This window comes from Klebsiella sp. CN_Kp075 (genome assembly GCF_040065055.2).
GTDB classification, from domain to species: domain Bacteria; phylum Pseudomonadota; class Gammaproteobacteria; order Enterobacterales; family Enterobacteriaceae; genus Klebsiella; species Klebsiella aerogenes.
Map to the genome: position 1 here is coordinate 4285313 of NZ_CM198050.1, position 24600 is coordinate 4309912.

The 24600-nt window shown below is 55.7% G+C and carries 22 protein-coding genes; 2 read left to right on the forward strand and 20 right to left on the reverse strand.

The features are described from left to right. Positions 1-3: 3 nt before the first annotated feature. Genes nlpE through ABLV78_RS20540 form a run of 3 tightly spaced genes read right to left on the reverse strand, consistent with a single transcriptional unit; the run spans position 4 to position 1700 of the window. Complete coding sequence (gene nlpE / locus ABLV78_RS20530; RefSeq protein WP_072251482.1) at positions 4-702, reverse strand: envelope stress response activation lipoprotein NlpE; 699 nt, start codon at positions 700-702, stop codon at positions 4-6. A 42-nt stretch (positions 703-744) separates the two neighbouring features. Next, positions 745-1158, reverse strand: a complete 414-nt coding sequence (gene arfB / locus ABLV78_RS20535; protein WP_045390167.1) for an alternative ribosome rescue aminoacyl-tRNA hydrolase ArfB — start codon at positions 1156-1158, stop codon at positions 745-747. Beyond that, complete coding sequence (locus ABLV78_RS20540) at positions 1155-1700, reverse strand: YaeQ family protein (protein WP_045390165.1); 546 nt, start codon at positions 1698-1700, stop codon at positions 1155-1157. The genes arfB and ABLV78_RS20540 overlap by 4 nt, the downstream gene beginning before the upstream one ends. A gap of 196 nt (positions 1701-1896) precedes the next feature. Between ABLV78_RS20540 and ABLV78_RS20545 the strand changes: the two genes are divergently transcribed. Next, positions 1897-2097, forward strand: coding sequence for a YaeP family protein (locus tag ABLV78_RS20545; protein ID WP_015368145.1), 201 nt, complete (start codon positions 1897-1899; stop codon positions 2095-2097). Next, positions 2084-2344, forward strand: a complete 261-nt coding sequence (gene rof, locus ABLV78_RS20550; RefSeq protein WP_045390162.1) for a Rho-binding antiterminator — start codon at positions 2084-2086, stop codon at positions 2342-2344. The genes ABLV78_RS20545 and rof overlap by 14 nt, the downstream gene beginning before the upstream one ends. A 15-nt stretch (positions 2345-2359) precedes the next feature. Here rof and tilS read toward each other — a convergent pair whose 3' ends face one another. The 17 genes from tilS to ispC form a co-directional block, all read right to left on the reverse strand. Beyond that, positions 2360-3661, reverse strand: coding sequence for a tRNA lysidine(34) synthetase TilS (gene tilS, locus ABLV78_RS20555; protein WP_047047003.1), 1302 nt, complete (start codon positions 3659-3661; stop codon positions 2360-2362). A gap of 68 nt (positions 3662-3729) precedes the next feature. Beyond that, entirely contained in the window at positions 3730-4119 is a 390-nt protein-coding gene (locus ABLV78_RS20560) for a VOC family protein (protein ID WP_015704453.1), read from the reverse strand. A 62-nt stretch (positions 4120-4181) separates the two neighbouring features. Beyond that, a complete protein-coding gene (locus tag ABLV78_RS20565) occupies positions 4182-6320 on the reverse strand; it encodes a lysine decarboxylase LdcC (protein ID WP_047047001.1) in 2139 nt (712 codons plus the stop codon). Positions 6321-6420: 100 nt separating this feature from the next. Further along, the gene (locus ABLV78_RS20570) at positions 6421-8202 is read right to left on the reverse strand and encodes a chitinase (protein WP_047046998.1); all 1782 of its coding nucleotides are present in this window, start codon (positions 8200-8202) and stop codon (positions 6421-6423) included. A gap of 191 nt (positions 8203-8393) precedes the next feature. Continuing rightward, the gene (accA, locus tag ABLV78_RS20575; RefSeq protein WP_045390153.1) at positions 8394-9353 is read right to left on the reverse strand and encodes an acetyl-CoA carboxylase carboxyl transferase subunit alpha; all 960 of its coding nucleotides are present in this window, start codon (positions 9351-9353) and stop codon (positions 8394-8396) included. A 12-nt stretch (positions 9354-9365) separates the two neighbouring features. Continuing rightward, the gene (dnaE, locus tag ABLV78_RS20580) at positions 9366-12848 is read right to left on the reverse strand and encodes a DNA polymerase III subunit alpha (protein ID WP_045390151.1); all 3483 of its coding nucleotides are present in this window, start codon (positions 12846-12848) and stop codon (positions 9366-9368) included. Between the two features lie 17 nt (positions 12849-12865). Further along, positions 12866-13465, reverse strand: coding sequence for a ribonuclease HII (gene rnhB / locus ABLV78_RS20585; RefSeq protein WP_015368153.1), 600 nt, complete (start codon positions 13463-13465; stop codon positions 12866-12868). Then, positions 13462-14610, reverse strand: a complete 1149-nt coding sequence (gene lpxB, locus ABLV78_RS20590) for a lipid-A-disaccharide synthase (RefSeq protein ID WP_047046994.1) — start codon at positions 14608-14610, stop codon at positions 13462-13464. Before lpxB ends, rnhB begins: the two co-directional genes overlap by 4 nt. Further along, positions 14610-15398, reverse strand: a complete 789-nt coding sequence (gene lpxA, locus ABLV78_RS20595) for an acyl-ACP--UDP-N-acetylglucosamine O-acyltransferase (protein ID WP_015368155.1) — start codon at positions 15396-15398, stop codon at positions 14610-14612. Before lpxA ends, lpxB begins: the two co-directional genes overlap by 1 nt. Positions 15399-15401: 3 nt before the next feature. Continuing rightward, positions 15402-15857, reverse strand: a complete 456-nt coding sequence (gene fabZ, locus ABLV78_RS20600) for a 3-hydroxyacyl-ACP dehydratase FabZ (protein WP_004145858.1) — start codon at positions 15855-15857, stop codon at positions 15402-15404. A 105-nt stretch (positions 15858-15962) separates the two neighbouring features. After that, positions 15963-16988, reverse strand: a complete 1026-nt coding sequence (lpxD, locus tag ABLV78_RS20605; protein WP_047046991.1) for a UDP-3-O-(3-hydroxymyristoyl)glucosamine N-acyltransferase — start codon at positions 16986-16988, stop codon at positions 15963-15965. A gap of 3 nt (positions 16989-16991) precedes the next feature. Next, a complete protein-coding gene (gene skp, locus ABLV78_RS20610; protein ID WP_045390145.1) occupies positions 16992-17477 on the reverse strand; it encodes a molecular chaperone Skp in 486 nt (161 codons plus the stop codon). 122 nt (positions 17478-17599) lie between these two features. Further along, positions 17600-20017: an outer membrane protein assembly factor BamA gene (gene bamA, locus ABLV78_RS20615; RefSeq protein WP_045390143.1), complete on the reverse strand. Its 2418-nt coding sequence runs from the start codon at positions 20015-20017 to the stop codon at positions 17600-17602. A gap of 31 nt (positions 20018-20048) precedes the next feature. Continuing rightward, positions 20049-21401, reverse strand: a complete 1353-nt coding sequence (gene rseP, locus ABLV78_RS20620; protein WP_045390141.1) for a sigma E protease regulator RseP — start codon at positions 21399-21401, stop codon at positions 20049-20051. A gap of 11 nt (positions 21402-21412) precedes the next feature. Then, positions 21413-22270: a phosphatidate cytidylyltransferase gene (gene cdsA, locus ABLV78_RS20625; protein WP_047046988.1), complete on the reverse strand. Its 858-nt coding sequence runs from the start codon at positions 22268-22270 to the stop codon at positions 21413-21415. Positions 22271-22282: 12 nt separating this feature from the next. After that, a complete protein-coding gene (gene ispU, locus ABLV78_RS20630) occupies positions 22283-23044 on the reverse strand; it encodes a (2E,6E)-farnesyl-diphosphate-specific ditrans,polycis-undecaprenyl-diphosphate synthase (protein ID WP_045390181.1) in 762 nt (253 codons plus the stop codon). 266 nt (positions 23045-23310) lie between these two features. Next, positions 23311-24495: a 1-deoxy-D-xylulose-5-phosphate reductoisomerase gene (gene ispC, locus ABLV78_RS20635; protein ID WP_045390136.1), complete on the reverse strand. Its 1185-nt coding sequence runs from the start codon at positions 24493-24495 to the stop codon at positions 23311-23313. Positions 24496-24600 lie beyond the last annotated feature (105 nt).

Here is a 24600-nt window from a genome sequence, read left to right on the forward strand (position 1 = left end):
GAATTAATTACCGCAGTCTTTACCCGGAATAAATTTACTGTCTTTATCCGTCATTAGCGTTTTCATCATCTCGCCGGTATCCGGGTTTGCTTCAAGGGTGAAATGTCCTTCAACCACCAGCAGCACCGGACGAGTATCGGTTCCGCGCGCGGCGGCATAATCGCGCTCAAGCTGGGCGTTATTCGCGACCGCGATCGTTTTACCGGTCACGCAATCGGTAAAGGTTGCCGCATCCGCCATATAGAAATACATCCCGCGCATCGCCATTGGCGTCGTCGGCAGGCTGGCCTTCACAGGCTCAAGCGTATAATTCAGCGTTGATTTAATCGGGTTGCCGTCGCGATCGAGCATTTCCAGCTTGTCGCCTTTCGCCCGATAGTAAGATTTCTCGCCTTTGCTGTTGGTCAATACCAGTTTATCGGCGGTACGCGCCCAGGTACCATATGAAGCGAAAGATGACGGCTCGCGACTAACGCCCTGATAACGTTCGTTCATAACCCAGGTGCCATCTTTCTCAAGGAACAAAGAGGTCTCAATCCCTTCGCAATCCGCGCAAGGCAAAATACCGCGCCAGCTTTGCTGCATCGGTTTCAGCTCTTCCATCGCCGCCGGCTGAACCGTCTCCACCTCAGCGCGATGATTGCAGCCAAATAGCGCAAAGAGCGAACAGGCCGCTGCGAGCGAAAATACAATTTTCTTCACTGTGAATTCCTTATAATCCATTCCACCCGTCCGCCACGCCGCTCAATGGCGAACCTTCCCACGCAGCGCTTTGACTGAGGACTTTTGCGCCTTGGAGGCAAGTCGTCGCTCTTTTGACGCCCGAGTCGGTCGCGTCTCCCGGCGGCTTTTTTGCACTGCGGTTAATTCTTTTATCAGCGTAACCAGTCGCGAGATCGCCGCTTCGCGGTTCATCTCCTGGCTACGATATTCCTGAGCCTTAATGATAACCACACCGTCAGCAGAAATTAAGTGGTGACTGGCGGCGAGCAGGCGTTCTTTATAAAACTCAGGCAGGCTCGATGCTTTAATATCAAAACGTAAGTGAATCGCCGTCGAGGCCTTATTCACATGCTGACCGCCCGCCCCCTGTGCGCGGACCCCGGTAAGCGAGATCTCCTCATCCGGGATGGAAACGCTGCGGCTAATCGTTATCATGCCGGCTGCTGCCAGGCCGTTAAATGAATTTCCAGATTATTCCGATCGTCGGATAACCAGATACCGCCGTCCTGCAGGGTTGCCTGCAGCGTCATAGTGCGATCGGCAAAAGCACTTAGCTGCGCCAGCTGCGTATCATCAAGATACCAGATAGTCAGCTTCGGATACGCCGCAAGCTTGTTCTGATTTTGCTGCCACCAGATTTCAGCCGCCCGGCTATTATAGGCAAACAGCGCCACCTCCTGCGCCCGCGAGCAGGCTTTCTTGAGGCGCTTCTCGTCCGGCAGCCCCAGCTCAATCCACAGATCAACACCCAAATGGTCGTTCAACTGCCACAGCTCCGGTTCATCATCCGAGGACAACCCGCGGGTAAACTGCAGACGTTCGTTGGCATATTTAATCCACGCCAGCAGACGCAGCATCATACGCTCCTGGGTTTCTGAGGGATGTTGCGCCAGCGTCAGGTTAGCATCCAGAAACTGGTTGCGATCTAAATCGGCAACATTAACCACAGCTTTATAAATCGTCGCTTTCAGCGCCATGAATAAACTCCTGAAAAAAATGGCGTACATTGTAGCGAAACTGGCGACAAAAGGCTGTCGGCAATCGCAGGTACTCCTTTCATCCTGCTGATATTGCTTAGATGACTATGGTATAGTCACCTTGCTAAACAGAGTTTATCTTCGTAGGCTTAAACTTGCATCCCACGGTTAAGTCAGAACGCTGACAGGAGGGCATGTGGATCAATATTGTGAGTTAATACGCAAGCGGTATGCGGAAATAGCCAGCGGAGACTTAGGGTATATCCCGGATGCGCTGGGCTGCGTGTTGAAAGTATTAAATGAGGTTGCGGCGGATCAGGCCCTTTCGGAGTCAGTCAGGGAAAAGGCCGCTTATGCGGCGGCAAACTTATTGGTGAGCGATTATGTCAATGAATGATACTTATCAACCCATTAACTGCGATGATTATGACAACCTCGAACTTGCCTGCCAGCATCACCTGGTGCTGGCGCTGGCCCTGAAAGATGGTGAACAGCTACAGGCCAAAGCGAGCGATCTTATCTCGCGTAAAAATGTCGAGTATCTGGTGGTAGAACTTGCCGGTAACGTCCGCGAGCTACGCCTGGATAAAATCGCCAGTTTCAGCCACCCGGAAATCGGCACCGTGGTGGTCAGCGAATCCTGAAGCCCACCGGGCGGCTTAGCCGCCCGTTTTCCGCCATATCAGCTGTAACCCTTCGCCTTCCTGTACTTGCCCCTCTCTGGTGACAAACAGCCCATCGGCTGCGGCAATCAAGGTTTCGCCATAAAACAGCAGCGGCGTGGCGTCGCGACGCCAGGGCGCGACCGCCATTTCCTGCCAGATTTTCTTAAGCTTACGGCCGCCCTGACGCCCAACAATGTGCAGATTACCGCTGGCGCGAAAACGTATCGATACCGGCTCATCCGCGCGTGGCGCGCGTATCGGCCCGCCGGACTGCAATGCCAGTTCTCCCAGCGCTTCCGGTAGCGTCAGCGCTTTAGCCGCATCGCCCCAGGGTATTTCCCGTTCCGCCAGGCTTGCCAGATGCTTGACCCAAAACAGGCGCTGCTGGTAGCGCCGGACGGCAAAACCGCCTAACCGCAGGCAAGGCGCGGCGTCTTCACGCGCCAGCGCCACTTCCTGCCAGATGCGCTCCGGCATTTCGCGCGACGGCATCGGCGCCTGTTGGGAAGCCAGCCAGCGGCGCAGCAACGCCGCGCGACGCGGCGCGCTCATCGCGCTCAGCGGTTCTATCGCCAGAGAACCACGCTCATCAACCAGCGCGGCAAGTTCTGCCGACAGCATCTCATCGAGCAACTGTTCCTGTTCGCCACATAAGCTGGCACTGCGGGCGACAGCCTCGGCAAAATGCGGCCAGCGCTCGCTCAGCAGCGGTACCACCCGCAGACGCAGAAAGTTACGATCGTACGCATCGTCCTGATTACTCTCGTCTTCAATCCACCGCAGTTGATGAGTCAGCGCCCATTGATGCAGGGATTCACGGCTCTCATTGAGCAGCGGACGCAGCAATTTTCCGCCAGCGAACTCGCTACTGGCGGCCATCGCCGACAAGCCGGTCGGGCCGCTACCGCGTTTGAGCGCCAGCAGGAAGGTCTCGCATTGGTCGTCGAGATGTTGTGCCGTCAATAACGCCTCGCCTGGCAACAGCGCCTCACGGAAAGCCTGATAGCGCGCCTGGCGAGCATGCGCTTCGATCCCCAACCCCTCATCCGCCAGCGTCACGCGCACCACCTGTAACGGTACCTGCCATTGCTGGCAAATCTGTTCGCAATGCTCAACCCAATGGTCAGCGTTGGCGCTCAGGCCGTGGTGAATGTGAATCGCGCGCAGCTGAATCGCTGGCTCGCGCTGGCGCCAGCGTACCAGTCGGTGCAGCAGGACGGTTGAGTCCAGGCCGCCGCTGAAGGCCAGCAGAAACTGACGATGTGGTCGAAGCGATGAGGCAATATCCGGCGTCATGATCGTGCGTACGCAGCTAAGAAGAGATAGCCCGGCACGTTACGCGCCAGGGCTGGTTCTGGCAAGTATTACTGTTGGTAAATCTCCAGCGGCAGGCCGTCGGGATCGTTGAAGAAGGTGAAGCGCTTATCGGTAAACGGATCGATGCGGATAGCCTCGCAGGCGACGCCGTGCGCCTGCAGATGCGCAACCGCGGCATCAATATCGTCGACGCTAAACGCCAGGTGGCGCAGACCACAGGCCTCCGGACGGCTGGGGCGCGCAGGAGGGAACGGGAACGAAAACAGCTCGATGACATACTCGCCGTTCAGCGCCAGGTCGCCCTTCCACGAATCACGCTCGGCGCGGTAGAACTCGCTCTGCAGCGTAAACCCGAGGATGTCGCAATAGAACGCTTTGCTCTTCGCGTAATCTGTCGCGATGATGGCAATATGGTGAACTCGTTTTAAACCCAGCATGGTTGCTCTCCTCCTGTTGAAGCCCAACACGTTACTCGCGCCGCCCGCCGCCGCGCAAGCCCCTAATTATTTTTTAAGACTCGTACACGGTAGACGCCGTCTTCGTCGCGTTTGGCCCCGTGGATATCGGTTTCAAAACCTGGGTAGTGGCGACCGATCGAACAGAGCATCAACAGGAAGTCGAGCACCGCGCGGCTCTCTTCGGTGATCATCTCGCCCGGCATCAGCAGCGGCACGCCAGGCGGATACGGCAGGATCATGTTTGCCGAAATACGCCCCACCAGATTCTCCAGTTCGATGGTTTCTACTTCGCCCTTAATCTGTCGCTGCCAGGCCTGATGCGGAGTCATTTTCATCTCCGGCAGCACGTCAAAGGCCCGCAGCATCAGTTGTGAGAGCTGATGCTGGCGGATCAGGCGGTGGATACCCTGCGCCAGATCCTGGATGCGCATATTGCGGTAGAAGTCCGGATCCTCGGCATAGAGATCCGGCAACATATTTTTCACCCGCAGGTTGAGATCGTAGGCGCGTTTAAACTCGGTCAGGCCGCGCAGCAGGCCCATCGCCCGGGTTTTATCAATACCGATACTGAACAAGAACAGCAGATTGTACGGCCCGGTTTTCTCCACCACCACGCCGCGCTCGTCGAGGAATTTCGCCACCAGCGCCGCCGGGATCCCCTCTTCCGCCATATTGCCCTGCTCGTCCATCCCCGGCGTAAGAATGGTAACTTTGACCGGATCGAGGAACATATGGTCGGCATCGGCGTCCTGGAAACCGTGCCACGTTTCTCCCGGCGAAACCGGCCAGCATTGCGCCTCCTCAACCTCTTCCGGTTGCCAGATATCAAAGAACCAGCCGTCGGCCTCTTCATGCAGGCGCTGCACCTCCTTACGGAAGTGCAGCGCACGCTCGATGGAGCGCTGAATCAGGCGTTTTCCGGAGTTACCGCGCAGCATCGCCGCCGCGGTTTCTATCGAGGCGACGATCGGATAGCTTGGCGAGGTAGAGGTATGCATCATAAAGGCCTCGTTGAAGGTATCTTCATCGTAGCTGCCTTTAATATGGATAAGCGACGCCTGCGACAGCGCCGCCAGCATTTTATGCGTCGACTGGGTTTCGAAGATCACTTTCCCCGGTACGCGGTCGCCGCTCATGCCGCTTTTGCCCTGATAAATCGGGTGGAAGTGGGTATAAGGCACCCAGGCGGAATCAAAGTGGATCGACGGCACGTCGAGAGTCTGTTTAATCCAGGTGGTGTTATACAACAGGCCGTCATAGGTGGAGTTGGTGATCACCGCATGCACCGGCCACTGCGCGCCGCGAGTTGTCTCTACTTTGCGCTGGACGCTGTCGCGGGTAAATTCCCGTTTCGGAATACCGCCGAGGATCCCCAGCGCGTTACGCGTCGGTTTTAGCCATAGCGGCACGATATCGCTCATCATCAGCAGATGCGCCAGCGATTTATGACAGTTACGATCGATAAGCAGCGTACTGCCGGCAGGCGCCGAATACATGCCGACAATTTTATTTGAAGTCGAGGTACCGTTGGTCACCATGTAGCTCTGCTCGGCGCCAAAGGCGCGGGCGATATACTCTTCCGCTTCCAGATGCGGGCCGGTATGGTCCAGCAGCGACCCCAGTTCGGTAACGGAGATAGAAACATCGGCCTTCAGCGTATTACCGCCGAAGAAATCATAAAACAGGCAGCCGACCGGGCTTTTCTGGTAGGCGGTTCCCGCCATGTGTCCGGGAGTGCAAAAGGTATATTTCCCCTCCTGCACATAGTTAAATAACGCTTTGGTAAATGGCGGCGTGATGTTGTCCAGATACTCGTTGGTATACTGACGAATACGAGTAGCGATATCTTCCGCCAGCCCCAGCGCATATTCAAAGAACCATAGCGCCATGCGCAGGTCCTGGCTGCTGACGTCCATCGTCGAGTGCGTATTAATAAAAGCATACAGCGGCAGGTATTCGTTCAGACGATTGATATCGCTACATAAATCAACGCTGTACTCATCCCAGTCGAAGATCACGCCGCAGATGCGCGGGTTGTGTTCGATAAACTGCAGCAGGTCGGCGCTGTTTTGCGGCCAGATAGTCTGGAATCCTTGCTTCTGCAGAGCGGCTTCCAGCTCTTTGATCGGTTCGTCTTTATGGTAGACGCCGTGGGGCCCCATGATGGCGATGATATTCACGCTTTCCTCCTGGATTTACCTAAGGTAAGCATAATATCAATCGCGCCAGTGCTTAGCACTGGCGGATTTATCTTAGTCCTGAATCAGAGTAAAACGATAATTACAGCGCCTTCCATGCATCCCCCCAGGCCAGACCTGCGCCCGGTTCGTAGTAGGTTGGCGCCACGTTGCACCATGCCCCTTCCGGGAAGGGCTTGCACTGGAAAAGCGCGCCGTGGTTATTGACGATATCACCCGGTTTCCAGCTCTGGCTGGCGCTCCACGCCGGATAACTGATGGCGCCGCTGTCGCCAGCCGGCTCATCCTTCGCTTCATCCGCCGCCTTCGCCTTCACATTGAGAGTATAGGTGGCCGTACTGGATAAACTGCCATCGCTAACGGTCAGGCTAACCACATACTGGGCATCTTTATCGCTCTGTGGGGCGCTGAAATTGATCACCGCTTTATCCGCGCCGCTTAACGTCTGTCCATCCTGCGACATCCAGAGATAGTTCAGCTTGTCGCCGTTAGCATCGGTAGACCCTTCCCCGCTCAGCGACACCAGGCTGCCAGCTTCAACAGCGCCCACCGGGCCGGCAATACGCGCCACCGGCGCGACGTTCACTTGAGGCGCTGGTGTCGTGTCATCTGTCTTATCAGACGCGCCATCGCTGCCCGCATCATCAACCACGGTCACGTTGAAGTAATGCTGAACGCATTTGCTGTAATCCCCCTCTTTGAACGCGCTGTACGGTGTCTGATAGCTCACCAGCTGGCAGGCATTGGTTTTGCCGTCTGCGCTGTTCGGATCCCATCCCCAATCCTGTTCCCAGTAGATGGGCAGCGCGCCGGCTCCGCCTTCATCAAACTGCTTCATGTTCTTACAACCCAGCACTTCATCATCGGCAATAGGCACTTTTAGGTAGTTGGCGAACTCTTTGTAATAGGCAATACGGTTAAGCGACTGGGCGTTTTCCGTAGCGCCGCCGCACTCGACGCCGCCGTTGATGATCTGGATGCTCACGCCAAACCCCGGCACCAGGCCATTGCTCTTATCACGATCGTTCGGCTGCCAGGTGCCATCAATGACGTGCAGCATGGAAGGTTTCGGCGGCTGCGGATAAACAAAGAAAAAGACCGCGCTGGCGAGGTTCATCCATGAGTCCGCCACCAGCTCAGGTTTATCCAGCAGCGGGCGGACGTCGCCATACATTGCCTCGGAGAACGGGCCGTAGTTGTAGTTATAGGAGAGCTGTTTAGCCCCTCGACCAAAGTAGCTGAGGAAATCGCCATCGGCATCTTTACCGCAAGGCCAGGTCTGTCCCTGCCAGACATCCGGGTTACATTCGCCGTTATAGCCGCCTTTTTGTCCTTCGGTCCAGCCAACTTCGCGCAGATAGACCAGCGCCTGGCGCCATTCCGGGATATCGCGCCAGCTTTCGTGGCCGCCGGTTTCCTGGGCGAAGTGGGCAAACATGGTGGCCAGCGATTTACGACAGATAGCATCGCTGTCACGGCCATCGGTGTAGGTGCCGCAGACCGCCGGGAATTTACCGATCGCCTTCAGGAAGTTGCTGTAGGTATATTCCGGCGCGCGCATCGGGAACAGATAATCCCAATCCTGCTCGCTGAGCATGCCTTCGACGCGTTTAACGTTTTCCGGGTTAGCCGCCCTGCCAGGCTCAATCTTTTCGACTGAAGCGTTATCGAGGGTACGAATGGAAGACTTCACCGCATCCATTAATGGAAAATCGGTTAATGCTTTTTCTTTTGCCGCCAGCTCGCTGGCTGTCATGGTGGTGGCTTCAGTAGCGCTGAGCAGCGGCGCGGCCTGTGCGGCGCTCAGACTTAACATGATCCCTGCGGCCACGGCGCTCAAGGCGACAGTTTTATGAATTGCCATAATATTATTCTCCTTTTCCTTGTGAACGGTCTGCCCAGGCGTTGTCCCCGGCAGTTAGCGCAGTGTCGCGGGAGAAGAACATCATCGGCTAATCACATCACCTCATTGGTGCATCATCTTGCCTCAGTAAAAAAATGATAAAAAAAGGGGCCGGAAATCCGGCCCCTTAGAGAAAATATGATGCTGAATAATCAGGCGTAGCCGTAGCTCATCAGACGCTGATAGCGGCGGTTACGCAGCTCTTCTTCGCTGAGAGTATCCAGGTCAGCCAGGTCGGCCAACAGCTGTGCCTTCAGACTCGCCGCCATCGCTTCCGGGTTACGGTGGGCGCCGCCCAGCGGTTCCGGAATGATGGAATCAATCAGCTTCAGCTCTTTGAGGCGCGGCGCAACGATACCCATCGCTTCCGCGGCCAGCGGCGCTTTATCCGCGCTTTTCCACAGAATAGACGCGCAGCCTTCCGGCGAGATAACCGAATAGGTGCTGTACTGCAGCATGTTGACCTTATCACCTACGCCAATCGCCAGCGCGCCGCCGGAGCCGCCTTCGCCGATGACGGTGCAGATAACCGGCACGCTCAGACGCGACATTTCACGCAGGTTGCGGGCAATCGCTTCCGACTGGCCGCGCTCTTCCGCGCCAACGCCCGGATAGGCGCCAGGGGTGTCGATGAAGGTAATGATCGGCATTTTGAAACGCTCAGCCATTTCCATCAGACGCAGCGCTTTGCGGTAGCCTTCCGGCGCCGGCATACCAAAGTTACGACGGATCTTCTCTTTGGTCTCACGGCCTTTCTGATGGCCGATGATCATCACCGGGCGACCATCAAGACGCGCAATACCGCCAACGATAGCTTTATCGTCAGCGTAGGCGCGATCGCCTGCCAGCTCGTCAAACTCGTCGAAAGCCAGGCGGACATAATCCAGGGTATAGGGACGACGTGGATGGCGCGCCAACTGGGCTACCTGCCATGCGCCAAGATCGGCGAAGATTTTGCGCGTCAGCTCTACGCTTTTTTCGCGCAGACGATGCACTTCTTCATCGATGTTAATATCCAGTTTCTCATCCTGACGGCTTACTGCAGTCAGGGAATCGATTTTCGCTTCCAGCTCTGCGATAGGCTGTTCAAAATCTAGGAAATTCAGACTCATAGTATTCCTGTATTAGTCAAACTCCAGTTCCACCTGCTCCGAGCCGATAAGGCCACGCAGATCGTTGAGTAAACGATCGCTCGGAGAGACGCGCCATGTTGCGCCAAAACGCAACCGCGCGCGCGCATCCGCCCTCTGATAATAGAGGTGTACTGGAATGGTTCCCGAACGGTGGGGTTCCAGAGACTGACGGAGTCGGTTTAAAAGCTGGTCATCAATTTGCCTGTCCGTCAGCGAGATAGCAAGCCCGCGAGCATATTTTTCCCGGGCTTCGTCAATATCCATGACTTCACGGGCGGTCATTTTAAGGCCCCCGCTGAAGTCATCAAAGCTGACCTGTCCGCTGACGATAAGTATGCGGTCTTTTTCCAGCAACTGCTGGTATTTATCCAGCGCGTCGGTGAATAACATCACCTCCAGACGCCCGGAACGGTCATCCAGCGTACAGATGCCGATACGATTGCCGCGCTTGGTGACCATTACCCGCGCAGCAATAACCAGACCCGCCGCCGTGGTCACTTTACCACGATCGGTCGGGTGCATGTCTTTGAGTCTCACGCCGCCAACGTAGCGTTCGATCTCTTTCAGGTATTGGTTAATCGGGTGGCCGGTCAGATACAGCCCCAGCGTTTCCCTTTCACCATCCAGCACCACCTGCTCCGGCCACGGCTGGCAGCTGGCGTAGGATTGCTCAATTTGTTCCGGCTCTTCCGCCAGCACGCCGAACATATCCGCCTGGCCGATGGCTTCGGCTTTGGCGTGCTGATCGGCGGCTTTCAGCGCATCGTTGAGCGAGTTCATCAGCGCCGCGCGATGCGGGCCGAGGCGGTCGAACGCCCCGGACATAATCAGCTTTTCCAGTACCCGGCGATTGAGTTTTTTAATATCGGTACGGGCGCACAGATCAAACAGCTCGCGGAAATAGCCGCCATTGTTACGTGCTTCAATGATCGCTTCAATCGGGCCTTCGCCGACACCTTTAATGGCGCCGATACCATACACGATTTCCCCGTCATCATTGACGTGGAAATGATACAGGCCGGAGTTAATGTCCGGCGGCAGGATTTTCAAACCCATGCGCCAGCATTCATCGACCAGACCCACCACCTTCTCGGTGTTGTCCATATCGGCGGTCATCACCGCCGCCATAAACTCGGCCGGATAGTGCGCCTTCAGCCACAGCGTCTGGTAGGAGACCAGCGCATAGGCGGCGGAGTGGGACTTGTTAAATCCGTAACCGGCGAATTTTTCCACCAGGTCAAAGATTTTCATCGCCAGTTCGCCATCAACGCCGCGCTTTTTCGCCCCTTCTTCGAAGGTGCCGCGCTGCTTGGCCATCTCTTCCGGCTTTTTCTTACCCATCGCACGACGCAGCATATCCGCGCCACCGAGGGTATAACCGGAGAGCTCCTGGGCTATCTGCATGACCTGTTCCTGGTACAGGATGATGCCGTAAGTCGGCTCCAGTACAGGTTTCAGACATTCATGCTGCCACTGGACGTCCGGGTAGGAAATCTCTTCACGGCCGTGCTTACGGTCGATAAAGTTATCTACCATCCCCGACTGCAGCGGGCCCGGACGGAACAGCGCCACCAGCGCGATCATATCTTCGAAGCAGTCAGGCTGCAGACGCTTAATCAGATCTTTCATGCCGCGCGATTCAAGCTGGAAGACCGCGGTGGTTTCCGAGCGCTGCAGCATGTCGAAGCTTTTCTTGTCATCCAGCGGGATCGCGGCGATGTCCAGCGGCCCTTCGCCGTTCTTCGCCCGCCGCTTGTTGATCATCTCCAGCGCCCAGTTGATGATGGTCAGCGTACGCAGGCCGAGGAAGTCGAATTTTACCAGCCCGGCGTATTCGACGTCGTTCTTATCAAACTGGGTAACCGGGTGTAGCCCCTGCTCATCGCAGTACAGCGGCGCGAAATCGGTGATTTTGGTCGGCGCGATAACCACGCCGCCCGCATGCTTACCGGCGTTACGCGTCACGCCTTCCAGCTTACGCGCCATATCAATCAGCGCTTTAACTTCTTCGTCCGCTTCGTAGATTTCCGGCAGCTGTGGTTCCGCTTCAAAGGCTTTCGCCAGCGTCATGCCAGGATCCGGCGGCACCAGCTTGGAGATACGGTCAACAAAGCCGTACGGGTGACCCAGCACGCGGCCCACGTCGCGAATAACCGCCTTCGCCGCCATGGTACCGAAGGTGATGATCTGCGATACCGCGTCGCGGCCATACATATCCGCAACGTGCTCAATAACCTGGTCGCGTTTCTCCATGCAGAAGTCGACGTCGAAGTCGGGCATCGAAACACGTTCCGGGTTAAGGAAACGTTCGAACAGCAGGTCAAACTCCAGCGGGTCAAGGTCGGTAATTTTCAGCGCGTAGGCCACCAGCGAGCCGGCGCCGGAACCACGTCCCGGCCCTACCGGCACGCCGTTATCCTTCGACCACTGGATAAATTCCATGACGATCAGGAAGTAGCCCGGGAACCCCATCTGGTTGATAACCTGCAGTTCGACATCCAGACGTTGGTCATATTCCGGGCGACGCTTAGCGCGCTCTTCGGGATCCGGGAACAGGAATTCGAGACGTTCCTCCAGCCCCTCTTTCGACTTCATTACCAGGAAGTCTTCGGTGGTCATGTCGCCGGTCGGGAACTGCGGCAGGAAGTATTCGCCAAGGCGCACGGTAACGTTGCAGCGTTTGGCGATCTCAACGGTGTTTTCCAGCGCTTCCGGGATATCGGCAAATAGCTCGCACATCTCCTCTTCGCTACGCATATATTGCTGCGGCGAATAGTTGCGCGGTCGCTTCGGATCGTCGAGGGTGAAGCCATCGTGAATGGCGACGCGAATTTCATGGGCGTCGAAGTCGCCGGTTTCCAGGAAACGCACATCGTTGGTCGCCACTACCGGCAAACCATGCTCCTCCGCCAGTTGAACCGCGGCGTGAAGATAGCTTTCTTCGTCCTGACGACCGGTACGGATCAGCTCCAGATAGTAGCGATCCGGGAAATGTTGTTCATAGAAGGCGAGACACTGTTCGACCAGCGGCATATTTCCGCGGATCAGGCTGACGCCAACATCGCCTTTACGGCCGCCGGACAGCAGAATCAGCCCTTCCTGATGCTCAACCAGCCAGTCGCGATCGATCCACGGCCCCAGCGCGCCATAGCCGCGCTGATAGGCACGAGAAATGAGCAGAGTCAGATTCTGATAGCCGGTATTGTTGGCCGCTAAAACCGTCAGTTCGGTGAATTCATCGCCCAGCAGATCGCACTGAACATGGAAGTCAGCGCCGACAATGGGCTTAATCCCGGCGCCATGGCCCGTTCCGTAGAACTTAACCAGACCGCAGAGGTTGGTAAAATCGGTGATCGCCAGCGCAGGCATGCCCAAAGCGGCCGCCTTTTTCACCAGCGGCCCGGTTTTCGCCAGCCCATCGATCATGGAATAGTCGCTGTGCACCCGCAGGTGTACGAAACGTGGTTCAGACATCTTTAGATCCCAGTGACTTAGTTGGACGCCAGACCCAGCGCGCGTTTCACCGGGCCGAAGCTACGCCGGTGGTGCTCTGTTGCGCCGTGTTCCTGCAGCTTTTGCAGATGTACAACGGTAGGATAGCCTTTGTGCTGGGCAAAGCCGTATTGCGGAAATGCGATGTCCAGCGTAGCCATTTCGGCGTCGCGTGTGACTTTAGCCAGAATAGACGCTGCGCTGATTTCCGCCACCCGGCTATCGCCTTTCACCACCGCCTGCGACGGCATCGGTAGCGATGGACAGCGATTGCCATCGATAAGCACGAACTCGGGGGTAATACTCAGGCCAGCGACGGCGCGCTGCATTGCCAGCATCGTGGCATGCAGGATGTTCAGCTCGTCGATTTCATGCGGCTCGGCGCGGCCCAGGCTCCAGCATAGCGCTTTGTCTTTGATTTCATCGAACAGCGCCAGGCGGCGCTTTTCGCTCAATTTCTTTGAGTCATTCAGCCCAACAATCGGCTTGCGCGGATCAAGGATCACCGCCGCAGTGACCACTGCGCCGACCAGCGGCCCACGGCCAACCTCATCGACGCCGGCGACCAGATGGGTATGTGGATAGACGAACTCCATCATTTTGCTAACTCCAGTACTGCGTCCGCCGCCTGCTCATCCGCGTTGCAGCGGATCTGCTGATGCAGCGCGCGGAAAGTATCATGCATATCGTGGCTGGTTTTGCCGTCGGCCAGCAGCGGCTTCAACGCGGCGGCCAGCGCCTGCGGCTCGCATTCATCCTGCAGCAGCTCTTTCACCAGCTCGCGCCCGGCCAGCAGATTTGGCAAGGAGACATAATCGGTTTTCACCAGCCGCTTCGCCAGCCAGAAGGTAAACGGCTTCATGCGGTAGCCAACGACCATCGGGCATTTCGCCAGCATGCACTCCAGCGCCGCCGTCCCAGAGGCCAGCAGCGCGGCATCGCTGGCGATCATCGCATCGCGCGCCTGACCATCCAGCATATGTACCGTCATGTCGGGCGCCGTTTCAGCTTTAATTCGCTCAAACTGTTCCCGCCGTTTGGCGTTGACCAGCGGCACCACGACCTGCAGGTCGGGATAGGTGTTACGCAGAAGCTGCGCGGTTTTCAGGAAGTCGGCGCTGAGCATTTCGACCTCCGCGCCGCGGCTACCGGGCAGTAAAGCCAGACAGTGAACATCATGCGGGATGCCCAGACGATCGCGCGCCGCGCCTTTATCAGGATCCAGCGGCATCGCATCCGCCATGGTATGGCCGATAAAGCGGCAGGGAACGTTAAATCTGTCGTAAAACGCTTTTTCGAAAGGCAGGAATGCCAGGACCAGATCGGTGGATCTGCCAATTTTGAAAACGCGTTTTTGTCGCCATGCCCAGACGGACGGGCTGACGTAATGAATGGTTTTGATGCCCTTCTTTTTCAGATTACCTTCGAGGGTAATATTGAAATCAGGGGCGTCGATGCCAACGAAGACATCGGGACGCAGCTCGCCGAAGCGGCGCGTTAAATCGGCGCGAATATGCAGTAAGCGGCGCAGGCGACCAAGCACTTCAACAATGCCCATCACCGCCAGCTCTTCCATTTCGTACCAGGCTTCACATCCTTCCGCCTGCATCAGCGGCCCCGCCACGCCGACAAAGCGCGCATCAGGGATGCGAGCTTTGAGGGCGCGAATGAGACCAGCGCCAAGAATATCGCCGGAAGTTTCTCCGGCGACCAGGGCAATCGTCAGGGGACGCTGTTCGGCCATTAACGAATCAAGCCGCGAGTTGAACGGGCGAAGAAATCGACAAACGGCTGAACTTCAGGGTGCTGAGCCGCCAGTTCGGCAATTTCCGGTTTGGCTTCGTCCAGCGTTTTGCCGCTGCGGTACAGCAGTTTATAGGCGTTACGAATCGCGGTAATCGCTTCACGGCTAAAGCCGCGGCGTTTCAGCCCTTCGATGTTGACGCCAAACGGCGTGGCGTGGTTGCCCTGGGCAATCACGAACGGCGGAACGTCCTGAGCGACGCCGGAGCAGCCGCCAACCATTACGTGCGCGCCGATGATGCAGAACTGATGTACTGCAGTCATGCCGCCGATGATGACGAAATCATCCAGAGATACGTGACCGGCCAGCGTCGCGTTGTTGGCCAGAATACAGCGGTCGCCAAGCGTGCAATCATGCGCCACGTGGGCGTTGATCATCAGCAGGTTATCGCTGCCCACCTTCGTTAATCCACCGCCCTGTACTGTACCGCGATGAATGGTCACGCTTTCGCGAATGCGGTTGCGATCGCCAATTTCCACTCGGGTCGGCTCGCCAGCATATTTCAGATCCTGGTTGACTTCGCCGATAGAAGCGAACTGATAGATCTCATTGTCGCGACCAATTTTAGTGTGGCCATTCACAACGACATGAGACTTCAGTACGGTGCCCTCGCCAATTTCGACGTTGGCGCCCACGATACAAAACGGACCAATGTGGACGTTAGCGCCAATAACAGCGCCTTCTTCTACAATGGCGGTAGGATGAATAAAGGCGGTTTTATCAATCACGTATCAGGCCTCCCGGCTACGCGCACACATCATCGTCGCTTCGCAAACCACTTTACCGTCAACCAGCGCAACGCCTTTGAAACGGGTCAGGCCGCGGCGGGTTTTCTCGAAAGTGACTTCCATAATCATCTGATCGCCTGGTACTACCGGACGTTTGAAACGCGCTTCATCGATACCCGCGAAGTAGTACAGCTCGCCCGGCTCAAGTTTTCCAACGCTTTTAAATGCCAGAATACCGGTGGCCTGCGCCATCGCTTCCAGAATCAGAACGCCAGGTAAAATCGGCTTACCAGGGAAATGCCCCTGGAAAAACGGCTCGTTTACGGAAACATTTTTTACTGCGCGCAGAAAACGACCTTCTTCAAAATCCAGCACGCGGTCTACCAGCAGGAACGGGTAACGGTGAGGCAGAAGTTCCAGAATCTCTTCAATGTGCAGAGTATGAGTGTCAGTAGTCAAAATACTCTTCCTGTCTAAATATACTAAAAGGCAATAATAACACGGCCTGCGGCAATCTTATTAACGAATGCAACAGGCCGGGAATGTACGTGACCAAATGAGAAATTAGTCTTGTTGATTAACCTTGCGCTCAACGGCTTTCAGGCGCTTGCTCATCTCGTCAATATTCATCACCAGCGCCGCGGTTTTACGCCACGCCTTGTTCGGCTGTAGCGGAATACCTGAGGAATAGACGCCAGGTTCAGAGATAGGACGCATAACCATCCCCATCCCGGTAACGGTGACTTTATCGCAGATTTCCATATGGCCGTTAATCACGCTGGCGCCGCCAATCATGCAGTAACGGCCAATTTTCAGGCTGCCGGCCATAATCACGCCGCCAGCGACGGCGGTATTGTCGCCAATCACCACGTTATGCGCAATCTGACACTGGTTATCAATGATAACGCCGTTACCGATCACGGTATCGTCCAGCGCGCCGCGATCGATAGTGGTACAGGCGCCGATCTCCACGCGATCGCCAATAATAACGCGACCAAGCTGCGGGATCTTCACCCAGTTACCGCGATCGTTAGCGTAACCGAAACCGTCCGCGCCGATCACCGTACTGGACTGGATCAGGCAATTTTCACCGATCTCAATCTCATGGTAAACGGCAACGTTAGCCCACAAACGCGAGCCGGCGCCGATTTTACTATTTTTGCCAACGAAGCAGCCCGCGCCGATAACCACGTTATCGCCCAGCAGCACGCCGGATTCGATAACGGCGTTCGCGCCAACGGAGACGTTGTTACCCAGCTTCGCCGTGGGATCGATCACCGCGCTTGGCGCGATGTCTTTCGCCGGCTGCGGCGTGGTATCTAAAATTTGAGCCATGCGCGCGTAGGTCAGGTAGGGATTACGCACTACCAGCGCGGCGCTATGGGCAAAGGGTAAATCGTCCGGCGTCATCACAACGGCGGAGGCCTGGCAAGCGGCCAGGTGTTCACGGTATTTAGGATTTACCATGAAAGTAATTTGGCCTGCTTTAGCGCTCTGCATGGACGCAACGCCGGTGATGACGATATCGCCATCACCGTGTAACTCTGCATCCAACTGCTGTGCTAAGTCAGCCAGTCGAATTGAAGGCATTACTTATTTAACCTGTTTCAGTACATCAGCGGTAATGTCTTTAACATCGCTGCTGTTGTATGCCACGGCATTAGAGTCAACAACCAGATCGATGCTCTGATCTTTCGCTACGCTCTGAACGGCGGTCTGGATACGGGTAACCAGTTTGCCACGTTCTTCGTTGGAACGACGTGCGCGATCCTGCTCAAAAGCCTGTGCTTTCTGCGCGAAGGACTGACGCTGAGACATCACGTCTTTTTCCAGCTTGCTACGATCTGCGCCCGGTTTCATAGACTGCAGACGCTGCATTTTGGACTGCAGATCGCCTTCCATACGCTGCAGTTCGCTAGCGCGGCCTTTGAACTCGTTTTCCAGCGTGTTGGAAACGCCAGTTTTCTGGGCTACCTGTTGGAACAGGTTGTTCATGTTAACCATTGCAATTTTATCTGCCGCCTGAGCGGAAGTTACCATTGCTAAACCCAGACCTGCAGCTAATAACCACTTTTTCACAATTGACTCCTTACCATCCCATGAGTACCCAGGGGTACCGTTATTTGCGTGGCCAGGCGATAGCATCCGCTATCGCCTACAGTCAGCGCTATACTGCACTTACATTCCGTTGTTGCCAACAATTACCAGGTTTTACCAATGTTAAACTGGAACTGCTCGGCTTTGTCTCCATCGTACTTTTTAAACGGTTGGGCGTAGGAGAAGACCAACGGCCCCAACGGCGACATCCACTGTACCGCGATACCCGCAGACATACGAATGTTGTTCGGATCGCTGTAGTCAGGCACGCCTGCTGCTCGAGTCGCCGCAGTATTTTCCCAGTTTGTATCCCATACGGTACCCATATCCCAGAAAATGGAGGTACGTACCGAGTTCGCGTATTTATCACTGATAAACGGCGTCGGGGTAATCAGCTCAAGACTGGCGACCGCCATGGCGTTACCGCCGACCGCATCGTCTGATTTACAGTATGAACCGTCAGAGTTGGAACATTCTTCGTAGTCGTTATTATCTCCGGCATAAGCCCCGGATTTATAGACCGCTTTCGGACCGATGGTGTTCGACTGGAAGCCACGCACGGTACTTGAACCACCGGCGTAGAAGTTCTCATAGAACGGCATCTCTTTGCTGCCGATACCGTCTCCATAGCCCAGCCGGGTACGTCCCAACACAACCCACTGGTGATCGTCATCGATCGGCACGTACGTCGCGGTATCCAACGTCGCTTTGTAGTATTCGTTGTCAGACCCCGGAATGGTCACTTTGCCGTTCAGGTTGACGCGCGAACCTTCCGTCGGGAAGTAACCACGGTCCAGCTTGTTATAGGTCCAGCCGTAGTTAAAGGTGAAGTCATTCGCGGTAAAGCTGCCGGTGCTGTCTGAACCTACAGAGTCAAGGTAACGATCCATCGCCACCTGCGGCTGCATGTTGGACAGGGAGTTATGAACGTAACCTAAGCCTGCGCGCAGCGAGTTGTATTCGTTGATCGGGAAGCCGAGGGTGACGTCTGTACCATAGCTTTTGTTGGTATAGTCAGACAGATCCGCGTCATTCGCATCAAAGTCGTTATAGAAGAGGCGGCCGCCGAGGCTCACGCCGTCTACGGTGAAGTACGGGTTAGTGACCGACAGTTCAGCGTAGGTCTGGTAGTCGTTTTTGGTCCCGTTGATGCCGACGGAGTAGCCGGTACCTAACCAGTTATCCTGCTGTACGCCCGCCTGGAAGCTGACGCCGCTTTCGGTACCGTAACCGATACCGAAGTTCAGGCTACCGGTGTTACGCTCTTTCACCTTGTAAACGACATCGACCTGATCCGGGCTACCCGGCACGCGCTGGGTATCGGTATCGACGGTTTCGAAATAACCTAAACGGTTAAGACGGTCTTTACCCTGGTCAACCAGGTCGCTGCCCAGCCACGCCCCTTCCATCTGGCGCATTTCGCGGCGCAGAACGGAATCTTTGGAGGTGTCGTTACCTTCGAAGCGAATTTTACGCACGTAGTAACGGTTACCAGCATCAACGTTAATGTGCAGCTTCACGGTTTTATCCGTGTCGTTGATTTCCGGCTGCGACTGGACGCGCGGATAAGCGTAACCATAGCGACCGAGGAGTTTCTTAATGTCATTCTCCATTTTGGTCACTTTGGTGCCGTTATACAGCTCGCCCGGCTCAATTTTGGTCAGCGATTCGATTTCCGCAGAATGGCCCGCCAGATCGCCCGTTATCTGCACGCCGGAGAGCTTGTACTGCTCGCCTTCGGTGATGTTAACGGTGATGTAGATGCCTTTCTTGTCCGGCGTCAGGCTAACCTGCGTCGAATCGATGTTGAAACGCGCGTAACCGCGATCCAGATAGTAGCTGCGCAGGGTTTCAAGGTCGCCCGCCAGTTTCTGTTTCTGGTATTTGCGATCGCCGACCACGTTCCACCACGGCACTTCATCGCGCAGTTGGAAGTGAGAGATCAGTTCGTCAGTGGTGAACGCGTGGTTACCGACAATGTTAATCTGCTGGATTTTCGCCGAGACGCCTTCCTGGAAAACCAGTTTCAGGTCGACGCGGTTACGCGGCAGCGGCGTCACGACAGCTTTTACGCTGGCGCTATATTTACCGACGCTGTAGTAGAAATCTTCCAGCCCTTTTTCGATATCGGCAAGCTTGGTGCGATCGAGAGATTCCCCAACGCGAACGCCGGATGCCTCAAGGTTTTGCTTGAGCATGTCATCCTTCACCGACTTGTTGCCGGAGAAGGTAATGCTCGCAATTGTTGGGCGCTCTTTCACCTGCACCAGCAGGGTATCACCATCGCGCAGGACGCGGACGTCCTCAAAGTTGCCAGTGGCAAACAGAGCGCGAATGGTGTTACTGATATCATCATCGGTCACCGTATCGCCAGGACGCACTGGCATGCTGAGGAGGGCCGCACCAACAGCGACACGCTGCAAGCCTTCGAAATGAATGTCCTTCACCACGAACCCTTCAGCACCGTATACAGTCGCGCTGCTAAACAGCAGCGACGCTATGAGCAACTTTTTCATCGCCATCGTTATTATGCGTTCTTCCTAACAAACTCTCTTACAACCGAGAGAAATCATTGAAAAGTGCAAGCCCCATTAACAGCACCAGCAGTATTGAGCCAATGCGATAACTAAAGTCTTGAACTCGCTCGGATACCGGCCCGCCCTTCAGCTTTTCAATCGCCAAAAACAGCAGATGCCCCCCGTCGAGGACGGGTAACGGGAACAAGTTGATTATTCCAAGGTTCACGCTAATCAGCGCAAGGAACATCAGATAGTAAATCAACCCAAATTCCGCTGACATTCCAGCCCCCTGAGCGATAGAAATCGGCCCACTGAGGTTGTTCAGTTTGACATCACCGGTTATCAATTTGCCCAGCATCCTGACCGTTAACGACATCAGTTGCCAGGTTTTATCCGTGGCTTCGGCGATGGCGGCAAACGGCCCGTACTGACGCACTGTCTTGTATTCATCAGGTAGCGGGATAACTTTTGGCACTACCCCTGCAAACCCTTCAGCCTTGCCTTTCACCGACTTCGTATCCGGAGTCAGGGTCAACGACAGCGGCGTACCTTGTCTGTCGACCTCCAGAGCCAGCGCCTTGCCCGGATTATCACGCACCAGATTAACAAACGTCATCCACTGCGTTAACGGTTGACCATCGACTTTAACGATCCTGTCTCCCGCTTGCAAACCTGCTTTCTGCGCGGCCGACTGAGATTGAACCTCAGCCAGCGCGGTATCAATCTGCGCGCTACGCGGCTTGATGCCTAACGAGGCCACCGGATCTTGCTTATCCGGCTCAAACGCCCAGTGCCGCAGATCGAGGATTTTATCCTGACGTTGGTTCGTCCCGAAAGGGGCGACGGTAAGTATTGTTTGTTGGTCGCCAATCTTCGCGACTAACGCCATACGTACTGCATCCCAATCAGGCGTTTCGATGCCATCTATCGCTTTAAGTTCCATTCCTTTTGCAATTTGTGCTTGCGCAGCGATGGAATTGGGCGATATTTCATCAACAACCGGACGCACGCCAGGGACGCCGATGATAAACACCAGCCAGTAGGCAAAGATGGCAAAAATAAAGTTGGCAATAGGGCCTGCGGCGATGATGGCCGCGCGCTGACCGACGGTTTTATTATTGAAAGCGTAGTGACGCATTTCCGGCGCCACCGGTTCGACGCGTTCGTCGAGCATCTTCACATAACCGCCGAGCGGGATTAGCGCGATAACAAACTCGGTCCCCTGCTTATCCACGCGGCGCCACAGCGCTTTACCAAAACCAATGGAGAATCGTTCAACGCGCACGCCGCAGCGACGAGCCACCCAGAAATGGCCGAACTCGTGCACGGTGATCAGTACGCCAAGCGCAATAATAAAAGCGGCCAAATTCCAGAGAACGCTCAGCATAAAACCTTCCGTCAAATCGTCCTGAAGACTAACAACAGCAGACAAGCGAACACCGGCACCGCAGCCGTCAGGCTATCAATGCGATCTAAAATACCGCCATGTCCAGGGATCAGATGCCCGCTATCCTTGATGCCGGCTTCACGCTTAAACATACTTTCCGTCAAATCACCCAGCACTGAAGCCAGCGCCGCCACCACCGAGCAGATCAGCAACACGGTTGGGGTGACATCCAGATGAGCCCACACGCCATAAGCCCAGGAGATAACAGCTGCCGTCAACAGGCCGCCGAAGAAGCCCTGCCAGGTTTTACCCGGAGAAACCTTCGGCGCCAGCTTATGCTTACCGAACATTTTACCAAACATGTAGGCGCCGGAATCCGCGCCCCACACCAGAATCATGACGTACAGCAGCCACACCGCGCCGCTGTAGTGGTTATCGGCATAATGCCATGCGCGCAGCGCCAGCATGCCCCAGAAAAACGGGACGATAGTCAGCAGGCCGAAGATCAGACGTAACGCTTTGGAATGACGCCACAGCGCCGCCGAGGCCGGATAAGAGAGCACCAGCACCAGCGCGACAATCCACCAGCCAAATGAGGCCCATAACGATCCTTCAACCATCGGTTGATGCGCGTCATAGTGGTATTCAGGCAACATAAAGAGCATCAGCGCCAGCAGCAGGCCGCAAAGCACCGCAAGCCACACGCGCTGCGTCGTTGAGGTAAAACCGCTTAATTGCCCCCACTCCCACGCGGCGAGCATACAAACGACCAGGGTGACGATAGCAAAACCCGCGGGCGGCAATAGAAAAAGCGCCGCAATAACGACGGGAATTAAAACGAAAGCGGAAATCAGGCGATACTTCAGCAAAAGTGACCCCCATCAGGCATGACTGCCACCCGGCTCTTCTGTGCCGCCAAAACGACGCTCTCGACTAACGAATGCATGGAGTGCACCTTCAAAGTCCTGTTCAGCAAAATCGGGCCAAAGAACATCCGTAAAGTAAAGTTCGGCATAGGCAATTTGCCAAATCAAAAAGTTACTTATTCGGTGCTCTCCCCCGGTCCTAATAACTAAATCAACGGGAGCCAGTTCATGCATACACACCCGCTGGCTAAGCATCTCTTCCGTGATCTCTTCAGGTTTTAACAACCCGTTTTGTACCTGTTCGGCCAATTGACGCGCGCCCTGGACAATATCCCAGCGGCCGCCGTAATTAGCGGCGATATTCAGCGTTAACCCGGTATTGTTTGCCGTTAGCGCTTCCGCCTTACGGATACGCTCCTGCAGCCGGGCATTAAAGCGCGTCGTCTCGCCGATAATCCGCAGGCGGACATTGTGACGATGCAGGCTTTTGACTTCGCTATCCAGCGCCCAGACAAACAGTTCCATCAGCGCGCTCACTTCCTGCGCCGGACGGTTCCAGTTTTCACTACTGAATGCGTAAAGCGTTAATGCTTCAATACCATTATTCGCCGCGAAGGAGACCGCGCGACGAACAGATTTCGCTCCAGCTTTATGGCCAAAGGCGCGAATTTTACCTTGTTGTTTCGCCCAACGACCGTTGCCGTCCATGATAATGGCGACATGGCGACAACCATGTGCAGGCGACATTTTGCTGACAGTTTGATTAGCAGACAACATAACGCGTTTTAAGTCCATAATAAGGATTAGCTAAGCCACATCACACACGCCGCCGGGCAGCGCTGAATACGCATTTTTATCCGGCGCCGGAGCTACAGCCAATCGCAGAGAACAACCAAAAGCTTTACGCAAAAAAGCCGTGTCTTGCCACGGCCACCGTAATCTTTCACAACAAAATGCAACGATCGGGTGGCGCAGACTATATCACTGAAGCCCAGCGCCCACAAATATCACAACGCGTTGTAGGGGCTCCCCTGCGCCATGTGTTATCGAAGTTGTCGCTGTGCGGCGACGCGCGCTTCGGCATCAATTGCAACCACTTCATCAATACTTTGCGGTTCATTGAGCGCCATACTATCCAGCACCGCCTGGTTCACCGCCGCAATATCGGTAAAGCGGATTTCACTATTCAGAAACGCCGCCACTGAGACTTCGTTAGCGGCATTCAACGCCGTCGTCGCCGCCTGGCCGACATCAAAAGCGTCCATCGCCAGCTTGAGGCACGGATAGCGGTCGTAATCCGGCGCCGAGAAGCTCAGGTTGCTCAACTGGCAGAAATCCAGCGGTTTAACGCCAGAGTTCAGGCGCTGCGGCCAGCCCATGGTATGGGCGATCGGCGTGCGCATATCCGGCTCGCCCAATTGCGCCAGCACGCTGCCGTCTTGATAGCGAACCATGGAGTGAATCACCGATTGCGGATGAATTATGACTTCCATCTGCCGAGCAGAAGCATTAAACAGCCAGCGGGCTTCGATGTACTCCAGCCCTTTATTCATCATCGTGGCGGAATCAACGGAAATTTTGCGTCCCATTGACCAGTTCGGATGGCGGCAAGCCTGATCCGGCGTCATTGCCGCCAGCTCAGAAATCGCCGTTTCCCGGAAAGGACCACCGGAACCGGTCAGCAGAATCGACGAGACGCCGTTCTGCGTCAGGTCAGCGTATCCCAGATGATTTTGAATTGTTTCCGGCATACTCTGAAAAATCGCGTTATGTTCGCTATCAACCGGCAACAGGCGAGCGCCATACTGCTGAACCGCGTCCATAAACAGGCGGCCACAGGTCACCAGAGACTCTTTGTTCGCCAGCAATACCGTTTTGCCGGCGCGAATTGCCGCCAGCGTCGGCGCCAGGCCTGCCGCGCCAACGATGGCCGCCATCACCTGATCGACCTCATCCAGCGCCGCGACGTCGGCCGCCGCCTGCTTGCCGCTCAGCACTTCCGTGCGGCAGCCCTGTTCGCGCAGCAGCGTACGTAAACGCTCAGCGCTTTGCGCGTCATCCATCACCGCGAATCGGGGGGAAAATTCCAGACATTGTTCAACCATACGGTCGACATTTTTCCCCGCGACCAGCGCGGCGACGGAAAAGCTTTCGGGATTATGGCGCACCACGTCCAGCGTGCTGCAGCCGATTGAACCGGTCGAACCGAGAACGGTTAATTGCTTCATGAGACGTCCAGAAGAATTGTGACAGGATAAAAAGCAAAACGCCGCCAGCAAGCCCTTTACGCATCAATTCTCGGGGCTAAAACGGCGGCGAATGACCTTCGGTTT